Consider the following 18,903-nt stretch of genomic DNA (forward strand, 5'->3'; position numbering starts at 1 on the left):
GACGCTAGTGTTGATAGCCAAGATCAGAGCCCGTAAGGGCGTAGCCGTTGTTGATCAGCAGCGACCGCATGCGGCCATTGGCCCCGTACTTTCCGTTGGCACGGCCGGAGATGCGAAGGGGAACTGCCGCGTTCAGAATCGGCGTGCCGGAATCAGTCTTCCTGCCAACCATCCTGCCATCCACGTAAAGCCTCATTGTGCCTGCGTTATCGCGGTCCACGCGAACCTTGTAATACCGCGCGGCTTCCAGCGCGGGTCCTTCGATCCAAGAGACGTTTTGGTCGGTGCCGTCGTACGTCCACGCAAAGGTTAGCGACCCAGCTTCTTCACAGCGGATTACATAACCGCGCTGACGCGAAGCGTCTCCCCAATGGCTCAGCACGTCCTGGCCGCCCTCCTCGAGAGGGTTGTCGATCATAAACTCAGTGTCGATGGTGAACGGACCCGAGAAGGAGAAGTTGTCGCTGTCCGGGATGGTCACGAAATCTTCGCCGCGGCTGAATACCAACGTGTTATCGAGGATTTGGGCTTCACCGGCAAACTCGACAATGTTGAGGCCTGTTTGGTCTTCAGCGATGGTAGCTCCATCGACACCGGCAAAGCTTATTGCTAGGGCCGTTCCTGCGCCCATGGGATTGGCCTGTATATCCGCATAAAACGTCTTACGCACCGAGACTCCATTGCTACCACGCGCCTGGATAGTGACCCTCGGAGAATTGCCAACGACGGCAGGAGACAGGGTGAGGCTGGAGCCGGAAAGGGTATATTCTGGACTGTCTTGGGGATCGATAATCCGCCAGCTCGCGGCGCCTTCAGCGGTTAAAATAACGGTCTTGCTGAAGCCCTCGATGGCACTGATCTCGGCGGGCGTTGTGATTGCGCGGAGGTCGGGGTCGGAAGCACTGCCGACCACGACAGAATTGCCAGCGCCTTCGCCTTCACTTTCGACGAGGCTTTCCCGTTTTCCCAGTGCGGTTAGATCGGTGTCTATGAGGTGAACCGCCACGTTTCCGCCGTCCACGTACACTACGGCGCTGCCGCTGGCAGAGTCCGCCATCACCCCGTCACGGAAAATCGCAGATGCGGCCGAGGCGCCGTCCCCGTCGCTGCCGAACAACCAGAGGTGCGCAGCCGCGCCTGTGCCGCCACGCGACCGTGGAGTCAGGCTCTGACACTTTTCCATGATTAGTGGATCGGCTCCCATGCCACCCCAGATGCGATAGTTGCGCTTGTTATCCTCGGCAACGCAACGGGTAAGCACTGTAGCTTCAGACTTTAGATCATAGCCGCCATCGCTATTTCCGGCCGACCGATGATCAGAAATGGAAACGTTATAGTTCCCGTTCTCCGAGGCAATACCGTCAGCATTCCAGTATTTTTCTGGATCGCCATCCTGCTTGTCGAGGCAGTTGATGGTAAAGCCACCGCGAATTGATATGTCGTGAGCCTCATGATTCAGTTCGATACCCACGGCGAAGTTGTCACCGAATTGCCAGCCACTGTCGAGTTCGCAATCCTCGATCATCCAGTCGTGCGACCGGCCATGCACACGAATGGCCTTCTTGGAGAAGCCGACACCAGAAAAGCGCCGAATGACGACATTACTAAGCTCGCTTTCCTCGCTGGTGAAAAAACCATCCCGCACGTTATGGAAGTCCACGTCCTCGATGGTGATGCCGCCTTCAGTTTGGTCGGTGAAGTCGAATACCCGTCCGGTATCGACAAGCGAAAGGGACGAGAAAATGAGGTGCGAGGCCCCCTTGGCAAAGACGAACGTGGTGTCTCCGCCCAATTCAGCGGCATTGATGGCCCGGCTTTCCCGGGTCGGTCTTCTCCAACGTTTGCGATTGCCACGGATCGTGGCCTTGAGGGGCTGTCCCTGGGCATTGGCACCCATGATCAACACTGGGGCACCCGACGTGCCGCCGGCGGCGATCTCGACGGTAAGCTGGTGATGATAACTGCCCCGATCCGCAAGGATAAAGACCGTACCCCCTGGGCCAACCGCCTTGATCAAGTCACCTAGCAGGGCAAGGGAGGCCGGTTGCTGAAGGGACAGGCCGTCACCCTGACCGGTCGGCGAGATATAGGCCACAGGATTTTCCGCTCCGCGCGACTGGGCGAACGCCGGCGCGATGGCAAGCCCTGCAGCGCCGACGATGAAGTTGCGTCGGCTGATATTGCTACGGCGCACCATGGGAGCGCGAAGGTCACTGTTCATCATATTTCCCTGGTGAACATATTATGGTCGGCCGCCATTGAATAATGTCCGATCACAAACTCACTTACAATAGGCTCTCAACAAAGTCTGCCCGACCCTGCATAGACTTATATGTGGCCGCCGTACCGGTCGGTGCGGTCTACCGGAGTGCCGACCTTGGTGCCGGACATGTGGTATAATTGACAATTGATCCCCGCGCGTCTGATCCCCGCGCGTCTTTGGGTGGGACGACTAGGCAAGATCATTGAAGGTAAGCGTTTCCAACGGCTGTTACTCCGTGCGGGCCGGGGAGTGAACGGACTTCACAATGGCCTCGACCGAGAATTGCCTGCAGCTAGGGTGCTGATGGCCGTCGATTGTCAGCTGAGCTGACCGATCTTGAGAGGGCGGTCATCGCGCTCTCATTGCCGCCTAAACGCCCCGGAGGTCGCCCCCCGCACGCCGGACTGGGCAACACTGGACGGCGGTTCTCAACATGACTTGAAGCGGCTGCCATTGGGGCGTGCTGGTCGGCCATTGTCGAGCGCCCTTATTGATCGGATAGGCGGATTAGCCAATAAGGCCTGGGCTCGCGCCCGAAACCGTGACTGCATCCAAGAATTCAGGTAAGATGTTTCAGCGCGTCGAAGTTATTGCCTTTCTCAAACTCCGGTGGCGCTTGTCCGTCAGCGAGCGCGTGCGCGATGTTGAGGAGCCATGCAGCACTGCTAACGCGACTTCTGAGTAGCACGCCGAGGTATCATTTGGCCGTCACAGCTGTTGCGGGATAGCGACACCTGCTCGGAGACGGCAATGGCGCCGACCGCGCGAGGTGATGGCCGACGGAGCCATTGCAAGTCAAAGGGGCCGTCAAACCTTGAAGTGGGACTACGCTTCGCCCCCTATCACCTCTGCCGCCGTCGTTAAACTGGCCTCGCTGCCGCAGTGTATCCTCGGCCGATAGGAGGGCCATCTGCTCTCCAGCCTCAAGTCCCGTATACCAAGCAGTTTCTTGCGGCTGAGTGCTTAATCTTGGCGCCGCCGGTTCGGTGAAGCGAGCTCTGCTCCATTAACCTAGTCGACCGAACGCGTTGCATATTAAGGACTATTCGAATAGTGATCCAGATGCACTTGCCTAATGGCGGGTTTGCGTGGCTTGGATGGTAAGCACGTGCGGTGTGCTTTCCACAACTATCGATTGCGCATGATATGATCAATGATCAAGAGTTTGACATCGTCCGGGTCCTGGATGTCCTGCGACGGCAGTGGCGGCTGATTGCCATTACTTTCGTTCTACTTCTCGGTGCCTCAGCCCTCGGGATATTCGCGCTCAAGCCTGCATTCACAGCTTCGGCGCTCATATTTGTGGATACCAGTGACAAGAATCTGCTCGACCCCACTGCCGCCGGCAGTGCCATGGGCTCGGCTGATGCGAGGGTAGATAGTGAGGTCCAGATCGTTACGGCCGAGACCACGTTGCTCAAAGTGGTCAACGATGCAGGCTTGCTGAACGATCCCGAATTCGGTGTTTCCATGGACTTGCGACAGCGCATCATGTCGACGCTGCGCCTGGGACAGCAGGCTGAGCCAACTGCCGTCGAAAAAGTGATGGCTGCGCAGGTCAAGCTGCGTCAGGCAGTGAGGGTATTTCGCAACGGATTGACATTTCTGATCACCATCTCAGCGACTGCGGACGATCCGGACACCGCTGCCAATATCGCAAATCTACTGTCACGTGCCTATATCAGAGCACAGCTTGAATCCAAGATTGCCGCTACGCAATCCAGCCGAGACATCATTCAGGGCCGCGTTGCGGAGGCTTCCGCAACTGTCATCGAAACCGAAGAAGCGATGGACGATTTCATCGCTTCAAGCATTGACCGAATTGTCGCTCAGACTGGGCGCACCGATCTTGAGCAGATGCGCAGCGAACTGGAGGCGCTCAACACCAACCGCGACGTGCTTACGGCTCAAGCCGATGCCGTCCAACAGGGCCTGGCTGCCTTGAACTGGCAGGCAGTCACGGAGACCCTGCAGTCGGAGACACTCGAGAACCTGCGCCAGCGTGAGGTAACGCTACAGCGGCAATTAGCCAACGCCACTGCTGGATCGCAGACCGAAATTGATCTTCGGGCTGAACTGGCGCGCGTGGTCGCCAATCTGGGCTCGGACACCAACAGCCAGCTATCCAGCCTTCGCGTCCAGATATCCTCGGTGCAAGCACGTGCCGCTGACCTGCAATTGCAGTTGCGCTCCTCTGTTCTCAGCAGTGACTTGCCGGCCGCCATCGTCACCAACATTTACGAACTGCAACAAACCGCCGAGCTCGCGCGCAGTCAGTATCAAATCCTGTTGAGCCGTTTGAAGGACCTGGAAGCCCAGTCGTTCCTGCAGGTTGCGGACAGCAGGGTCATCTCGGAAGCACTTGTGCCCGAAAGACCGTCATTTCCTGATACCAGGCTACTTTTGGCGCTTGCCGGCATACTAGCGCTAGCCGTAGGCGTAGGCTTGGCTTACCTGCGAGAGAACGTGATCGGTGGTTTTACGTCCGATGTCCAGCTTTCGTCAGTGCTCAAGATGCCTGTGGTGTCGAGCGTGCCCAAGCAGAGAGCGCCAGAGGGAGTCAAAAGTGACAGCCTCGCAGATTTGCTGATCTCACTGCCATTCTCTCACTTTTCGGAAGCCATCCGGCGCCTGCAGGTTGGCGTCGACCAAGCAGTCAGACGCGGATGGGGAGGAGCAGGGCATTCAGCCCCGGTCATCCTGGTCGGCTCGGCAAATACCGGCGAGGGGAAGACCACATTGTCACTCTCGCTCGCCCGGGCCTATGCTTTGGCTGGCAAAAAGACGCTGCTCATCGATTGCGATCTGCGTAAGCCAAGCATCCACGCGCATCTCGGTATGCCCGCTTCGGTCAAGTTGCTCGATTTCCTCACAGACGGTGGCGAAAAGATCGATCTGGAGAGCGTCGCTGTCACCGACCGCCTTACCAAGGCGCGTGTCGTCATCGGCGCGCGCAAGGCTGACGTCCATGGCGGCCAAGTGATTACTGGCGAAGTGTTCGGTCGATTGGTCCGTGCAGCCCAGGCCAACTATGAAATCGTGGTTCTCGACACGCCCCCTGTCGGCGCGGTCGTTGACGCCCTGCATCTTGCCCAATATGCGAATGTGATCGTGATCGCCACGCGCTACGCGGTAACGTCGCAGCGCGACGCCAAGGCGACGCTCTTGGCTCTGACAGACGCCAAGCGCGATGACGCGGAAATCATGGGTGTAATCACGCAGGTCGATCAGTCAAAGTACAATAACCGCCGCAAGTACGGCGGTTACTATAATGAGGATTAGGCGGGTCCAGTTGCGGGGCAAACGATTTAGTGGACGCCCCGAAGCGCTTGATTGATGTCGGTCACGCGGACTTGGCGTAAGTGGCGGGAGAGGGTCGTGGCGCGCTCCAGGTTTAGAACTCCCTCAAAAGAGCCATAGAACTTGTAGTTGCGAATGTTTGTGAAGTGGCTGGCGCGAAGCTGGTCGCCGAACTCGCCCACCAATTCGGCGCAGAAAAGGTCATTCTCGAAGTCGCTGAACTTGACTAGATCGCGTTCCCATCGCTGCAGGTCATCAATGGAATGGCGGATCGCAGCCGCTACCTCGGATAGGGCTGCGATTTTTTTCAGCCCGCCCCCCACGAGAAGCCGAACCTGTCGCGCGGCTTCTAGCTTCCAGTTGGTGATCTCCGTCGGGAAAGCGTGGTCTATATCGCGCTCTGTCAGCGTCTTCGTCGCTGGCATTGCGGAGGCCAGCCGGTGCAATTCCGCCCGGAGATATGCATTGGACTTGGTGCTGGAGCTGAGTAGCAAGCGCATAAAGCTTCCCGGCTCAGAAAGGCCGGCCTTAGCCAGTAGCCGCACCAACTCGAGCTGATCTTCACCGAGCGCTGAGCGCAGGGCCTTGCTGGCCGCGGACTTGTCTGATGTTGAAAAATAATACCCAAGGGCCTCGGCCAGTTGGTGTTCGCTTTCCATGGTGAGCAAGTGCTTGTCGCGAAGCATTGTCAGAAGGTCAAAATGCTGCTGCATTATGTCTTGCCCTAGCAGCTCGCACTGGGCCCAGAAAATGTAGCAGTCGTAAATTTCCCACCAGACTTGGATTGTATCTTCCGCCAGTTCAGCGCGCTCGCTATGCATCAACGGCTTGTTGAGGTCTGCTTTCGTGTAAAGCTTGACCAGGCGATCCCCTAAAGCTTGCATAGAGCTTGCTGGATCGGGTTGACGGCTAACCATTAATTTCTCTCCTAGGGGAGCTCTGCGCACAATGTCGATGAACCGGACGGTCCGTGGCGGAGCATCCCAGATTATGTTTATTCATTTTTAGCAATGCCAAGCCAAGTTGGCATTTCAAAATTTGTCTGGAAACTATGATTTCAAGAACTGGCTGGTGGTCGATTGCAACCTCGCGCGTAGTATGGTCGTTTCGGTTTTCTAGCATCATGGTAACGGAGCGTCGAAGTAGCTGATGGCACGTATTCTGGTCGTCGGCGCCCGCGGAATACCTGACGTTGAAGGGGGCGCAGAGAAGAACGCCGAGCAGCTTTTCCCGAGATTGGTCGACATTGGCCACGAGGTGACGCTGCTGTCCTTGGCAAGCAACGTCAAGGAGAATAGCTATCGAGGCGTCAAACTCGTTGCCGTGCCGTCATTGTGGTTATTGAAAACAGATAAGATTCTTTACTACTTTGCCGCAATCTATCACGCGATCAGGCTTCGGCCCCAGATCGTCCACTTGCAGGGACTGGGAGCGGCACTGTTTTTGTGGGTCTATAAGCTTATGGGCATTCGCACCGTAGTTCGCTACGGTTCGGCTGACTACATCCTGCCTAAATGGGGTGTGCTGGGTCGGTTGGGGTTCCGATTGAGTGAGTATCAGCTGCAGTTCGCAGATGCCGTCATTTCAGTATCAGAGACGCTCAGTCAGCGACTGGCCGCGAACAATTTCAAGGCGCGCGTCCATTTCATTCCCAATGCGATTGACGAGCCGCATCCGTTGTGGTCCGGCAATGTTGAGAGCTCAGAGCCCCCTTATATTCTTGCCGTCGGGAGAGTGACGTCACAGAAGAACGTCGATACGTTGCTTAGAGCATTTGCGTTATTTCGAGAGACGTCTCCGCACTATGTGCTTCGCGTTGCTGGGAGTCTTAGTGATGAAACTTATGTCGAAGCTCTGTCCGCGTTCATGTCCGATGGGGTGACGATGCTTGGCGCTATTCCGCGGAACCAGGTGCCGGCGCTTTTGAGCCATTGCGCGCTATACGTGAACCTGTCGCACCACGAGGGCAATTCAAACGCCACACTGGAGGCGATCTCGCATGGTTGTCCGATCTTGGTCAGCGACATTCCTGAGAATCACGAGATGCCCTTGGGGCCCGCAAATTTTGTTGACCAGGATGACGTTGCTGCTGTTGCCAATGCGTTTTCCGCCGCGATGACAAAGCCAGAGGCGTTTGTCGTCAGCCGTGCCGGATTTCTCAGTTGGGACAAGGTCGCTGCGAGCACCAACAATGTCTATCGGACAATTCTTTAAGGTGGTCGTGATCGTGGAGAGAAAATCCATTGTATTCCTCATAAATTCCATAGCAGGCGGCGGTGCCGAGCGGGTGATGATGCGGCTCATCGACTGCTCGCGTGAGCAGCTGGTCGGTTATGATTTTCACCTTGTTCTTCTCGACATCGAGGAAGAAGCCTACGCCATCCCCGATTGGGTAACGGTGCACCGGCTAAATAGCCGAAAGCGCACTCTCTCATCCATCAAGGGTTTGTGGATCCTGTTGCGCAAGTTACGTCCGCGGCTGGTGCTCAGCTTCCTTACTCGTGCAAATATCGCCAACGTTATCGTGGCCAAGCTACTGGGACACTGTTGCGTAATCAGTGAGCGTGCCAACACGTCGGCGCATCATGCGCATGGCATGGTGGGTAGGCTGTCCAAGTTGCTGATACGTCAATGCTATTCGCGGGCGGATGCGGTCATCGCGGTAGCTGCCGGCATAGCCGATGACCTCGTCAGCAATTACGACGTCAGGCGTGACAGTGTCCATGTTATCGCCAATCCCGTAGACGCCGCGACTATCCAGCGCTTGGCAGCGGAGCCTTCAACCATCACGGTGCCACGGCCCTATATCGTGGGCATGGGACGCTTTGTGCGCAGCAAGAACTTCGCGCTGCTGCTCGACGCTTTTGCTGGATCTAAACTAGACGGCTTCGACTTGGTGGTCATGGGGCAGGGGCCCCTGGAAAAAGACCTTCGGGATCATGCCAGTGACATCGGGCTAGGGGCGCGTGTCCATTTTCCAGGGTTTTTAGCGAACCCTTTTCCTGTCATTGCCGGTGCATATGCCTATGTGCTTCCTTCAAACGGCGAAGGTTTTCCCAATGGTCTGGTTGAGGCGATGGTGACAGGAGTTCCTGTAATTGCCACCGATTGCCCTTCAGGGCCCGCCGAAATTCTCGACTATCGAGCTGAAGGCCAGATAACCAAGCTGCATGGTGGAAAACACGGATTGCTCGTGCCGATGAACGACAAGGCGGCAATGATTGACGCACTCAATTGCGTAATCCAGCCCGGCGAGCGAGACAGGCTGGCAACGGCAGCTAGCACAGGGGCCGCACGATATGGGCTAGAGAGGGCGGTGGCGCGCTATTGGGATGTCATCACGCACGCTCTTACCGTTCAGGGCGCTCGACGCTAGTCGTTCTGGCTACACATTTCGGCTCGTTCCTCCGTCAATTGACATGGGTGCCTACAGTTGGACTATTGTCCCTGAGTGGCCGGGCGTGGTGCCTGGCAGTTTGAGGAGCCAATAGGATGAAGAAATTTGTGGCCGTTCTAGTTGCACTAGCGGGACTGGGTTTTGGTGGTGTCATGGGTGTCGCTGCTCAGGAACCGGCCCAGAACTGCACCACTCCAGGAACCGCCTCACTTGCCGGAATACCCGCCGACCCCAAAAAAATAATGCCGAACCAGTCCCGACTGATCAGTGGCTATGGTCGAGGGGCAAAAAGAGGGACGTGCAAAATCTCTCTGGTCTGCATTTATGCCGACGGTAGCGACGCGGCGCGCGAAGTTGCGCGGCAACAGTGTGTGTCAGTTCGGGACTCGCTGGTACGGGGCGGCTTCACCAAGGCCGATATTTCGACCTCACGTCAGGGCCCTGGAAACGGTATGTCCGCGAACACGGTTTACCTGACTGCTTATTAGCAATCTAACCATCCCGTTGAGGCGTAATCCGTTGCAGCAGGTTTTTCGCTTTGGGGAACATCTCGCCAATCTCTCTCAGCGCTAGAACTAGGTACTTGCGCCACGCCAGCCATAGAAAAAGCGGGTATGCAATTGCTCCAGCAACGATCATGACGACCAGCCTAGCCCCCTCTGGCCAATGGGGAACGAGCATATGGCCACCGACGAGTGACACCGCGGCCATCACGATGGCTGCGGAAAACGGCGGTGTGACCGCCTGAAGCAGCGCCTTTGGAGCGATGCCAAGCTCGCGGCGCAAGATGAACAGATTGAAGACAACCGCAAAATAGGCCCGAATTACCAGGGCGACAGCCATGCCGACGGCACCGAAAGGCAGGCCGGCGAGGCAGGCGGCTGCCACGGTCGCCACCACGAAGATGTTGATCCGCAAGAGCTCGCCGGTGCGCCTCAAAGAAGTAAGTGCTGGCCGCAACATATATCCCAGGGTCGCTGGCCCAACGATCATGCACATCGCTGACATAACGTAAGAAGCATCGGACCAGTTTTCTCCAAACGCAATGGCGACGAATTGTTGCGCTGTGGCAGCGGCTCCAAAAAAGACAGGATAGCCCAAAAGCGCGGCGAACTTGGTGAAGCGAATGTAGGCACTCGCGATGCTTCCTGTCGCAGCGACCCGCGAAAAGCCGCTGATAGACGCGTTCGCGACCGGGTAGACGATCAACTGGATGAGCGAGTCATAGCCGCGCGAGCCGACACGAAAGATGGCCAGGGCGACCGGGCCAAGGACCGCGCCAAGCAGCAGGTCGGGGAGGCGAACACTTAGCGTTGACATCAGGCCCACTGCCAACAGGCGGCTGCCGTTGGAGAGCATTTGGCCGAGGTCCCGGGTCGACCAGAAGAAGCGAGGTCGCCAGTCGCTGGCATACCAGGTCAAGGCGGTCATTAGCATGGAGTGCAGTAGGCGCTGGGTAATCAGGGCCCAAAGGCCGTGGCCGGTCAGTGCCATAGCCACGCCCAATAATCCCGAAAGTACTCCAGCTATTGAGCCACGGACCGCCAGGCTGCGATAATTGAACTCCCGCCGAAGTTTGGCCTCCTGGACCACCCTGACGGCATCGATGAGAAAGCAGGCCGACAACACAATCAGTGCAATGCCACTACCGGAGGCAAACGCATAATCGACGATTGGCGCCACAGCGAGGCATGACACCAACGTCAACATCGCTGCAATTGTAATGTTAACCCAGAAGGCGACCGTCGCGTAATCATCGTCCCACTGCGGACGCTGGATTAGCAGTTCCGGGATGCCAGCTGTGTTAAGCATGCGCCCGACTTCCACCAGGACAATCGCGAAAGATGCGACGCCAAGGATCGTCGGGCTAACCACATTGGCAATGATGGCAAATACGATGAAACTAATGATGTTATTGGCGCCATTACCAATGACCGACCATACCACGCCAGTCGCAACCTCACGCTTAAGCGACATCAAATGCTCCGGTCTACCTATGCGGACGGCTGGCGCCCAAACAAACTAATCTGTTGTAGTGTCGTAATTCTGCGTTGCCGGCGCTAAACCAGCAACCCTGTCAAAGCCACTATACGTGCTTGTCGCGTACATCGGTCGGTCACATAGTGGCAATCGTCGAATTTGGCAGTGTCGCGACGGCGCCAAGTATGCCAGATCAATTACGCACGATCACAAAGTCATGTGGAACTGGGGCGGACACGGGGTATCGGCAGGCCAACTGTTGACTCGGTAGACCAACAGTAGATGATGCTGGAAAGGGCCGCCCAATAACAGGGACTGCAGGATCATGTTATCTCTATGCATTCCCGAGCAGTGATCGATAGGGACAAATGATCCGGACCACCGCAATCGTATTCGCTCTACTCGTCAGCGTACCCGCCTTCGGGCAGCAGGTGACGTCTTCGGAGCCGCCAACATCAGTGGCGGCCCTTAGCGATCGGCTGGGAAGTGATCCAGAAAGACTGGCGGAGTTGCTCGGCTTCGCGTCCGAACGGGTACGCGCTGAGGCTGACGAAGGGAACGCCGGAGCGGCCTTTTCGCTGGCAAAGTCCCTGCTTGCGGCACCGGACGCAACATCGCAAGAAGAAGGCCTTGTGTATCTCGAACAAGCTGCCGAAGCGGGCATTGTGCCGGCGCAGGTGCAACTGGCGAGTGTGCTGCGAACCGGCGGTGCCGGCGTAGTGCCCGACCCACCGCGGGCGCTCGAACTACTAGAGGATGCCGCAGCGTTGGGAGACACGTCTGCTTTGCTGGCGCTCGGGGTGTTGGTATTGGATACCCAACTGGGTAAGGCAAGTCGCGACCGGGCCGTCAGCTTGATCGAGCAAGCAGCCAACGCTGGCGACGTCAATGCTGCCAATCTACTGGGTGGCTTGTATGCTCAGGGCAGGGGCGTCCCTCTGGATGTTGATAAAGCGATGCTCTACTTCGAGATGAGCATGGTAGCCGGAAATTCACCGGCCATGATGATGATCGCTGACATTTTTCGCGGCGGAAGCGGGCCAATTGCTGCCGACCCGGATAAGGCGAAAGCGCTGTACGTCGGGGCCGCCGCACGCGGAAACCAAGGCGCCGCTCGCAGGCTCGCTGACATGTATTTTCGGGGCGAAGGTGTACCGTCTGCCCCTGATACAGCGCTGCAAATGCTCAGTGATCTCGCAGGCAACGGCGACGGCCAGGCCAATATCACACTGGCGGATTATTATCTGAGCGGGGACATCATACCAATAAACGTTGACACTGCGCGTGACTATTTCCAGAAGGCGGCCGATAGTGGCAACTCTGCCGGTCTTATCCGCTTGGGAGAACTGTATCGGTTGGGCGCGCCTGGGATGCCCGCAGATGTTAATCGGGCCATTGATTATTTCAATCGCGCCATTGAACTGGGAGCGCCAGGGGCGGAGAGATATCTTGCCAACATCTTCCTTGATCTCGCCCAACCCGTGGCCAACCCTTCTCGTGGTATTGAACTGTTAAAAGTAGCGGCCGCAAAAGGTGACGCCAACGCTGCCGTTCGCCTCGGCGACCTCTATTCGGTCAATGACCTTGTGCAGGCCGACTACGAAACCTCAAAATCATATTTTGACTTAGCTCTAAGCTATGGCAACCCCAACGCTGTAATCGACCTCGCACAAGCGCTGGTCGCCGGGCCTCTTGGTACTACGCACAGACAAGAAGCGCTGACACTTCTGAGAGGTTCAGTAGAAAGTGGCCTACCTGGAGCTTCGACTGAGTTGGCCCGTCTGCAGCTGGCGGGCACTTTCCCAAGCGAAGGGTTGTCTGGCGTTCTCACTATGCTGCTCGAATCCACGCACAATGGGGACGCCGATGCAGCGCGCTACCTAATGCAGCTGTATCGAGAAGGATATGGTCTTGTGCTGTCACCAGATCGCCCGGCTGCGGAAAACCTGCTTGCAACGCTGGGACCGGTGCTTGGGGAAGAGGGCGTGGCTATGCAACGCATCCTCTTGCTGACACCGGATCGGGTTTCCGACGAAAGTCTGGCCGCCATTGACAGCGAGTTCTCCAAACTAACTCGTTTCAATGGCCTGGTGATGCTTGAGCAGCTACGCAACAACAATGCGCATGCCTATGTATATATTGTCCAGAAACGATTAAGCGAACGCGGTATATATCAAGGTCCGGTCCACGGGACTCTTGATAGTCGCACAATCGGCGCAATGCGCGTAGCGTGCGAGAGGATGGGGGCGACACGCATTTGCGACGCGGGCCCGCTGACTAATGGCGCAGTTCAAGTGATCGGCAACTTCCTGTTCAATCCGGTGGTCAAAACTGCAGAATCAAACCAGGGATAGTGGGTTGCTGCACGCGTACATTCCAGTTGGATCACCTTGATGCCGAAGATTTCAGTGGTTATCCCGCTCTACAACAAGGGTCCACACATCCTTCGGACCTTGGCCAGCGTTCAGGCGCAGACCCTACGCCCCGATGAGATCATCGTTGTTGACGACGGATCAAGCGACGGTGGATACGAGGCAGTGCAAGGCCTTGAGATTCCGGGGTTACAGCTACATCGCCGCGCGCATCCCGGCCCGGCAGGGTCGGCAGCGCGCAACCTGGGTGCCAACGTCGCCAGCGGCGAGTGGATTGCGCTCCTCGATGCAGACGACGAGTGGTTGCCCAATCATCTTGAGGTATTTACTGAGACGCTGAAACGGGCGCCGACCCAGGATCGTGTCGCCGCCGTATTCTCAGGCTTTACCAACATCTATCCCGACGGGCGCCAGAGCACCGACCCTTTTACCGCGCGCTACGCACCTAAAGTGGCAGATGCACTCGAATTTACCGATCTTGTGTCGCTCTGGCTTGAGATGGGTACTTCGCCGATCTGGACATCGGCCGTGGTAGTGCGTCGAGAGGCACTAATTGAAGCCGGTATGTTTCCCGCCGAACGATGCACGCGTGGCGAGGACAAAGATACATGGCTGCGCGTGGCGCATGTGGGCGTATGCCTGCCCACCAAGCAGATAACCGCAGTGTATCATCGCGACGCCGTCAATATGACCACGAAACTGCGCTACGCTAACCAGCGGCCGTGCATCGAGCACTCCATCGTCGGCCTGCTTGAAGATAGCCCTGAGCACATTGATTTGTTGCTCAAGCGTCTTGCCAATGTTGAAATCTACAACTATGCGCTCGCAACGACGAAATACGAGACGTTGCGGGCTGAATGCTGGCAGGGATTTTATGGAGCAGTGGACCCGTTTCGCGCCTTCGCGCTGCGAGCGCTCAGCGTGCCAATTTTGTCATGGCTGGTGCGGTCTATCGCACGAATGCGCAGCAGAGACTGAGTTTATAGCAAGGGTCTGCACGGTGCGAACGTGAACCCGCACCGCCCATCCGTCCCAACAATAACCACGATCTGCCCACGCGATCTCTGGATCAATTCGGGCTAACGGGAATGCCAATTGGGGTGTCGACGATCGTCAGGAGCGGCGTGCGAAGCGTCGCGACATCGCTGCGATTATCGTCCGATCCAGATTCTGTTTGTGCTGGAAATGTCCTTGGCAAGGCGGCGGTCGTCGAGAAAACGCACTCAATCACAGCCTGTGAGATCAGACGGATCTGTTCGGCCTGATCGGGGTCCTCGGACGCTGCGCCAGCCATTGAGATCGCCTGGGGGATTTCGCTATCAGTACGGCAGATGCTCTGATTGACCAACCCGGCAAGGGCTACAACATAAGTAGCCAGTTCGGTTCCGATCTCATCTCGCGAAAGACCGTTGCTGTTTACAGTGCTAAGAAATTCAGCAGTTGCGTTCAGGCAGTAACCGCGCAATGGGTTGCCATCCTGCTCATCGGAGCGCTGTTCCTCTACAGCAACCGCGGCACACTGATCAACAGCGGCCGTAAGGGTCAGTGCGAACGCTGGGGCACTGACACCTGCACTGATCAATAGGGTTGCCGCAACCAAACGGAAAGCTTTGACCATTGGACTAACTCACTTACAATTTTCTACCGCAAGTAAACCATATGAGGAAGCGGATAGACCGTCAATGCGTTAGTTTATAGTAGGTAAAAACGGGCGGGCTAATGGCTAGATTCGGCAAATTCGTGAAGTTAACGTCTTCTAAGGTGCCGAGCGCTGATGATGGCTTGATGTTAACGCGACCAGATTCCATGCCGCCCCCCCGATTCTCGGACAGTTCCCTGCAGAGCCAAATTGCCGAAAGGTTGCTGCCGTTGGGTTTCGCCGCCCTCATGGTCATCGGTGGCGCGACAGCGATGTTTGTCGAGCTTGCTCCATACACATCGGCGGACACGCCGCTGTCCGCCCGCGTCATAGAATTGGCCGATGGCAATCTGGATTATGGACTCTCCACGTCATCGCGACACGTACTGCTGGCCGATTGCCGCGCCGCTATGGTCTCCCTGATTGCCAGTCTGCAAACGACACCCGTTCGCAGGAGTCTCAATTCGAACTGCCTCTCGTTCAGTGACAGGATTGTTGCCGAGCAACCAACATTCTCGATCGCCTGGCTCACCGGCGCCTTGGCGGCGGCGCAATTGGCGGATTGGGACGGGTTTAACGAGCGCCTGTCCAAATCTACACGCACTGGCGCGGTGGAGCAGTGGATCGCCCAGATACGTGTTGCCATCGCAGAAGATTATCATGATCGACTTGACGCGGAAAACGCAGCCGGGAATCAAACAGACATGAGGTTGATGACGGACACCGATGCGGGCCTTCTGGCGCTGGCGCGGGTGTATCTGATGTCTCCCGCATCGCGCGGACGCATCACGGCCGTCGTGGACAGGACGGATCAGATAACGCACGAAAAGTTTCTAAGACGGGTCAGAATGCTGTCCTCGGGCGAGGTGGTCTAGAGCATGACCGATGGTACGATCCCGATGGGGCCCACCGCGCGGCCAAAAGGTATGCGCCCCGGTAGCGACGTCTGGCGTAACGGAAAACGGTCGGACAAGGTGTTGTTCTGGACCATGATGATAGTGATTGGGCTGACGCCATTGCCTTTCGGCAGCAACCGGCCTTTTTTCTGGGCTCTCAGCGCCACGATCACAGGTGTGACAATTTTATTCTGGGCGGTTACACGAGGCAAGCAATTTCCCTTCGGCGCCATTCTGCGGGATGTAGGTCTACAGGCGTGGTTGTTTGGCTTGTTCCTACTGTTCTTGGTGGTTCAGATTCTTCCTATCGGGCCTTGGCTCGGCGTACTGGCGAGTGGAGGACTTGATGGGTTGGGGGCGGTGCCTCGCACGATTTCCCTGGCGCCCGGGGATACGTTGCTGATGTTGCTTCGGCAAGCAACCTACGCTGGTTTCTTTTTTCTCATGCTCCAGGTGGCTAGCCGTGATCGCCCGCGCAGTAGCAGCCTCGACATTTTATTGATCATTATTACGGCAAATGCAGTCATTGGACTGGCGTCGCTAAGCATGGGCGATACAATTCTGGGGCTGGAAAAATGGGCTTATTTGGGTTCTGCCACCGGGACATTCGTCAACCGGAACTCTTTCGCGACTTTTCTGGCGTTCGGCGTTGTATTGGCAATGACGCAGCTGCTGGACGTCTTGACTCATTGGCTAGAAAGCCGGCCCTCTGACAGAGAAATCCGGGCCTCTGTGCCGCCTCTGCTCTTATACCTTTCCGCCCTCTTGCTTAATTTTGCCGCGGTAGTCTCCAGCCAGTCCAGAATGGGTTTTGTCGTCACATTGTGCGGTATCCTTACCGTGATCGTGCTCGTAGTATGTCGCAATGCCAAGCTGGTGCCGGCCATGCTGGGCATTGTCGCTTCGGGCTTATTTGCAGTCGTGTGCTTGCTGATCGCCTATGGGGACGGGTTATTGGGTCGTCTGGACGTGCTGGAAAAGTCGACCGATGTGCGCTTGACCTTTTACCGACAAGTACTCGAACTCATTTCGTTGCGTCCATGGACCGGCTTTGGAGGCGGCGCTTTCGAGTTGGCCTTCCCGTTGGTGCATCAGTTGCCGGTGAGCGGGGACGTTGTTTGGGACAAAGCCCACAACTCTTACCTTGCGCTATGGTCGGAGTTGGGCCTGTTTGCCGGTTCTATTCCCCTTCTACTTCTTTTTCTCATCGCTGCGCGCATACTCGCAGCCTGGCGGGCCCGACGCGGCAGTTGGCGGGCACAGACAGTGGCGCTTGGCGCAATTGTTGTCGGCGGCGTGCATTCCACAGTCGACTTCAGCCTGGAGATTCAGGCCAATACGATCATGTTCTTGGCACTGATCGCACTAGGTTACGCAACGAGTTTAAAATCAGCGAAATAGTCGGTAGTGCGCAGTCCATGTGCAAGCACGTCAGTCGTAGGAGTGTCTAGCACGCAATACGCTGCTGGTGGCCAGCATCGGCTATCCCATGCCTCTTTGGCTCGACGATCGGCAAATAGGGGTCTTCGTTACGTTGCCTGGCTACAGCTGTAAAATGGCCACTGGCCCAGTTGTATTTCATCTTCGAGGGCTATCAAATGGGTCGTCGATACTGCCGCACCGAGTGGTGACGAAATATAGAAAGTCTAAGCAGCGCCGCACCATCCCGATCATAGCGTGCCCTTGCACACATGTGGATGGGTCATGACACCCATGACGCGGCTTAGTCTCAAGAGCGGGACGTAGCGCTATTGCGCCAAGCAGGGGAAACTGCCCGCCTGTTTGCCGCTTCTCTTAAATCGAGCAAGCATCCTCGAAGATAAAAGGAATTTTACGTCGTGCTCAACGAATGGCCGTCGAGCGCATTTGTTTACACTTCGCTCACATCGCCAAATTGGTGATCAGCTATATCAAACTGGTCGAGGATATGGTTGTCGACATCTATGTCCAAAGAAGGCGCTCTGACAGGGCACCGCTACCAATATGCCGTTCCAATACTTTGAGGCGTATGAGTTGTGAGTTGCGGAAGTCGGCGTCGGCGAACTGCATCCGGTCCAGGCCGGCGACCAGTTGTTCGATCGACTGGGCTAAAGTGACCCGAGGTTGATGATCGGGCGCCAGTAGTGCGTATTTCCCAAAATCGACTTTGTAGGAACGGCTGTCTGCCGGGGCGGTGGTGTCGATACTAACTTCAGTGCCAGGAACGGCTGCAGCAACGGCTTGCGCGAGATCGCGGACTTGGTAGTTCCGGTCGTCTGATCCTGCATTGACGACCAGATTGCGACCGCCATTGGCCGGCTTGCGGTGGATGGCCCAATCTATCGCGAGCGCCATATCTGCGACGTCGATAAGGGGACGCCATGGTGTGCCGTCGCTGAGCACTGTGATGCGCTTCTGGCTGATGGCACAGGCAACGAAGTCATTAAGCACTAGATCCAGCCGCAGGCGGTCTGACATCCCGCAGGCCGTGGCAAAGCGCAGGCTGGTGATGGTCATGTCGGTGTCGAGGGCTTCCAATTCAATCTCGGTGCCGACTTTGGACTTGGCATAAGCCGTTACCGGGTTGAGGGGATCGTTTTCCTTACGTGCAGGGCCCACCGCAACGCCGTAGACGCTGCAGCTCGACGCGAAGACGAAGTTGCTAACTCCGGTCTTGGCAGCGGCTTGGGCGATCGACATAGTCGCCTTCTGATTGATCGCCTCGGTAACTTCAGCGTAGCGATTGCCCATTGGGTCATTTGAAATGGCGGCGAGTTCGACCACAGCGTCGTAGCCCTGAAGCATTTCTGGCAACATATCGCGGACATCGCCAAAGAACTGGTTATCGAGATTGCGCTCGGGCACCTGGGAGACGCCCGTCAGGCAATGGGCGAAAAACGCCGTATCGAAACCGTCGATCACGTAGTCCGGATGGGTTTTGCGCAGATGACGCACCACGATCGGACCGACATATCCCATGTTACCTGCAATCAATATCCGCATCGTCTACTCCGTGCCCCTTGGGCCTCTTGCTTGGTAGATGTTCGCATAATGGCGTGAGTTTCTCCGCAACCTTA

13 protein-coding genes are annotated in these 18,903 nt (G+C 56.8%); 8 read left to right on the forward strand and 5 right to left on the reverse strand.

Annotated elements, in window-relative coordinates:
* Nucleotides 1-4: 4 nt before the first annotated feature.
* Nucleotides 5-2,221, reverse strand: a complete 2,217-nt coding sequence (locus tag GDR53_RS16105) for a LamG domain-containing protein (RefSeq protein ID WP_193335467.1) — start codon at nt 2,219-2,221, stop codon at nt 5-7.
* Nucleotides 2,222-3,409: 1,188 nt separating this feature from the next.
* Between GDR53_RS16105 and GDR53_RS16110 the strand changes: the two genes are divergently transcribed.
* Nucleotides 3,410-5,545 carry a GumC family protein gene (locus GDR53_RS16110; protein ID WP_193335468.1) on the forward strand — a complete coding sequence of 712 codons (2,136 nt, stop codon included), beginning with the start codon at nt 3,410-3,412 and terminating at the stop codon, nt 5,543-5,545.
* Between the two features lie 26 nt (nt 5,546-5,571).
* On the opposite strand, the gene GDR53_RS16115 is transcribed toward GDR53_RS16110, so the two are convergent.
* Nucleotides 5,572-6,480: a hypothetical protein gene (locus GDR53_RS16115; RefSeq protein ID WP_193335469.1), complete on the reverse strand. Its 909-nt coding sequence runs from the start codon at nt 6,478-6,480 to the stop codon at nt 5,572-5,574.
* Between the two features lie 232 nt (nt 6,481-6,712).
* On the opposite strand from GDR53_RS16115, the gene GDR53_RS16120 reads away from it, so the two are divergent.
* The 3 genes from GDR53_RS16120 to GDR53_RS16130 all read left to right on the forward strand — a co-directional run bounded on the left by GDR53_RS16120 (nt 6,713) and on the right by GDR53_RS16130 (nt 9,448).
* Nucleotides 6,713-7,777, forward strand: a complete 1,065-nt coding sequence (locus GDR53_RS16120) for a glycosyltransferase family 4 protein (RefSeq protein WP_193335470.1) — start codon at nt 6,713-6,715, stop codon at nt 7,775-7,777.
* Nucleotides 7,755-8,939: a glycosyltransferase gene (locus GDR53_RS16125; protein ID WP_193335471.1), complete on the forward strand. Its 1,185-nt coding sequence runs from the start codon at nt 7,755-7,757 to the stop codon at nt 8,937-8,939. The genes GDR53_RS16120 and GDR53_RS16125 overlap by 23 nt, the downstream gene beginning before the upstream one ends.
* 116 nt (nt 8,940-9,055) lie before the next feature.
* On the forward strand, nt 9,056-9,448 hold the full coding sequence (locus GDR53_RS16130; RefSeq protein WP_193335472.1) for a hypothetical protein: 393 nt from the start codon (nt 9,056-9,058) through the stop codon (nt 9,446-9,448).
* Between the two features lie 4 nt (nt 9,449-9,452).
* Here the strand turns inward: GDR53_RS16130 and GDR53_RS16135 are convergent, their stop codons facing one another.
* Entirely contained in the window at nt 9,453-10,937 is a 1,485-nt protein-coding gene (locus tag GDR53_RS16135; RefSeq protein ID WP_193335473.1) for an oligosaccharide flippase family protein, read from the reverse strand.
* Between the two features lie 371 nt (nt 10,938-11,308).
* Between GDR53_RS16135 and GDR53_RS16140 the strand changes: the two genes are divergently transcribed.
* Entirely contained in the window at nt 11,309-13,294 is a 1,986-nt protein-coding gene (locus GDR53_RS16140) for a tetratricopeptide repeat protein (RefSeq protein WP_193335474.1), read from the forward strand.
* 39 nt (nt 13,295-13,333) lie between these two features.
* Complete coding sequence (locus GDR53_RS16145; protein ID WP_193335475.1) at nt 13,334-14,290, forward strand: glycosyltransferase family 2 protein; 957 nt, start codon at nt 13,334-13,336, stop codon at nt 14,288-14,290.
* Nucleotides 14,291-14,381: 91 nt separating this feature from the next.
* On the opposite strand, the gene GDR53_RS16150 is transcribed toward GDR53_RS16145, so the two are convergent.
* The gene (locus tag GDR53_RS16150; protein ID WP_193335476.1) at nt 14,382-14,930 is read right to left on the reverse strand and encodes a hypothetical protein; all 549 of its coding nucleotides are present in this window, start codon (nt 14,928-14,930) and stop codon (nt 14,382-14,384) included.
* Between the two features lie 101 nt (nt 14,931-15,031).
* Between GDR53_RS16150 and GDR53_RS16155 the strand changes: the two genes are divergently transcribed.
* The gene (locus tag GDR53_RS16155; protein WP_193335477.1) at nt 15,032-15,826 is read left to right on the forward strand and encodes a hypothetical protein; all 795 of its coding nucleotides are present in this window, start codon (nt 15,032-15,034) and stop codon (nt 15,824-15,826) included.
* A 3-nt stretch (nt 15,827-15,829) separates the two neighbouring features.
* Nucleotides 15,830-17,248: an O-antigen ligase family protein gene (locus tag GDR53_RS16160; protein WP_193335478.1), complete on the forward strand. Its 1,419-nt coding sequence runs from the start codon at nt 15,830-15,832 to the stop codon at nt 17,246-17,248.
* Nucleotides 17,249-17,788: 540 nt separating this feature from the next.
* On the opposite strand, the gene GDR53_RS16165 is transcribed toward GDR53_RS16160, so the two are convergent.
* Nucleotides 17,789-18,829, reverse strand: a complete 1,041-nt coding sequence (locus GDR53_RS16165) for an NAD-dependent epimerase/dehydratase family protein (RefSeq protein WP_193335479.1) — start codon at nt 18,827-18,829, stop codon at nt 17,789-17,791.
* Between the last annotated feature and the right edge of the window lie 74 nt (nt 18,830-18,903).

The organism is Devosia beringensis (genome assembly GCF_014926585.1).
GTDB classification, from domain to species: Bacteria; Pseudomonadota; Alphaproteobacteria; order Rhizobiales; family Devosiaceae; genus Devosia; species Devosia beringensis.

Coding starts and splice junctions, on each gene's coding strand:
- GDR53_RS16155 (WP_193335477.1), top strand. CDS start 15,032: ATGGCTAGATTCGGCAAATTCGTGAAGTTAACGTCTTCTAAGGTGCCG.
- GDR53_RS16165 (WP_193335479.1), bottom strand. CDS start 18,829: ATGCGGATATTGATTGCAGGTAACATGGGATATGTCGGTCCGATCGTG.
- GDR53_RS16160 (WP_193335478.1), top strand. CDS start 15,830: ATGACCGATGGTACGATCCCGATGGGGCCCACCGCGCGGCCAAAAGGT.
- GDR53_RS16145 (WP_193335475.1), top strand. CDS start 13,334: ATGCCGAAGATTTCAGTGGTTATCCCGCTCTACAACAAGGGTCCACAC.
- GDR53_RS16115 (WP_193335469.1), bottom strand. CDS start 6,480: ATGGTTAGCCGTCAACCCGATCCAGCAAGCTCTATGCAAGCTTTAGGG.
- GDR53_RS16105 (WP_193335467.1), bottom strand. CDS start 2,221: ATGAACAGTGACCTTCGCGCTCCCATGGTGCGCCGTAGCAATATCAGC.
- GDR53_RS16135 (WP_193335473.1), bottom strand. CDS start 10,937: ATGTCGCTTAAGCGTGAGGTTGCGACTGGCGTGGTATGGTCGGTCATT.
- GDR53_RS16140 (WP_193335474.1), top strand. CDS start 11,309: ATGATCCGGACCACCGCAATCGTATTCGCTCTACTCGTCAGCGTACCC.
- GDR53_RS16130 (WP_193335472.1), top strand. CDS start 9,056: ATGAAGAAATTTGTGGCCGTTCTAGTTGCACTAGCGGGACTGGGTTTT.
- GDR53_RS16150 (WP_193335476.1), bottom strand. CDS start 14,930: ATGGTCAAAGCTTTCCGTTTGGTTGCGGCAACCCTATTGATCAGTGCA.
- GDR53_RS16125 (WP_193335471.1), top strand. CDS start 7,755: ATGTCTATCGGACAATTCTTTAAGGTGGTCGTGATCGTGGAGAGAAAA.
- GDR53_RS16110 (WP_193335468.1), top strand. CDS start 3,410: ATGATCAATGATCAAGAGTTTGACATCGTCCGGGTCCTGGATGTCCTG.
- GDR53_RS16120 (WP_193335470.1), top strand. CDS start 6,713: ATGGCACGTATTCTGGTCGTCGGCGCCCGCGGAATACCTGACGTTGAA.